Source organism: Pararcticibacter amylolyticus (assembly GCF_003130405.1).
Classification (GTDB): domain Bacteria; phylum Bacteroidota; class Bacteroidia; order Sphingobacteriales; family Sphingobacteriaceae; genus Arcticibacter; species Arcticibacter amylolyticus.
Window position 1 is genome coordinate 204794 of the sequence record NZ_QEAS01000012.1, and the last position, 1157, is coordinate 205950.

A 1157-nucleotide genomic window follows, 5' to 3' on the forward strand; every position below is an offset into this window, starting at 1 on the left:
TAGCCAATTTACATTAATTATTAAACAAATCAAAACATAGTAAAGTTTGAACATGCTCCTGGGAACATTTTATAGTGATCCTCGTCACATTCCCCAATGCACTTTTCTTTATCTTTGCAATGCCTGCAATTCCCATCTTTAGGATTGAAAAAGGCTTCAGTCAGCCGCAGATCTTCGCGGTCGCAAAAATTATCAGAATCGTGAAAAGAAAGATTAAATATTACCGCCTGCTTTGGTTTAAATATGACCTCCCGGCAGGGCTCTCTGTCTTCTTTGTTGCCCTGCCTTTATGTCTTGGTATCGCCCTCGCTTCGGGAGCTCCCTTGTATTCCGGTATTCTCTCGGGCATTATAGGAGGTCTTGTGGTGTCCCTGATCAGCGGCTCGCATCTCAGTGTATCGGGCCCGGCAGCAGGTCTCACCACACTGGTATCAGCTTCAATCCTGTCTTTAGGCAATTATCAGATCTTTCTGCTGTCCGTCATGGTAGCCGGGTTGTTCCAGTTAGCTCTCGGTGTCTTAAAACTGGGAACTATATCCAACTACTTTCCTTCTTCTGTGATAAAAGGGATGCTTGCAGCAATCGGCATAATACTGATATCCAAGCAGGTTCCTATTGCCCTGGGATACGACAGACCTGATTTTTGGAAAAGCGGTTTTCTCCAGATCTTCTCAGACGAACACATCCTCGCAAACCTTCACGACTTCAACCTGCACATCCGGAGAGGGGTGATCCTGATAACGGGCTTGTCGCTCACCCTACTTGTTCTGCTACAGCAGCCGTTTGCAAAGAAATTAAAAATGGTTCCGGCTCCGCTGCTTGTTGTTTTATCCGGCATCCTGATAAATTCCATCTTTCCGTATCTTAGCTCAGACCTTGCATTAAAGCCCGGCCAGCTGGTTAATATTCCATCCAACATTTTCTCAGAAATTTCTTTTCCCGATTTCAGGAAGTTATTCAGTATCTCCGAAATCTGGAAGGATGGCTTGATCATCGGTCTGCTTGCTTCTCTTGAAACTCTTCTCTGTGTAGAAGCAGTAGACAAATTAGACAAGCACAACAGGATTACTCCGGTAAACAGGGAGCTGATTGCCCAGGGCATAGGAAACATGGTCTGCGGGTTTCTCGGGGCTATCCCGATGACAGCTGTGGTAGTA

1 protein-coding gene is annotated in these 1157 nt (G+C 45.6%); it reads left to right on the forward strand.

Annotated elements, in window-relative coordinates; translation table 11 throughout:
• Positions 1–200: 200 nt before the first annotated feature.
• A partial coding sequence (locus DDR33_RS25900) for a SulP family inorganic anion transporter (RefSeq protein ID WP_162302648.1) occupies positions 201–1157 on the forward strand: 957 nt, incomplete at its 3' end.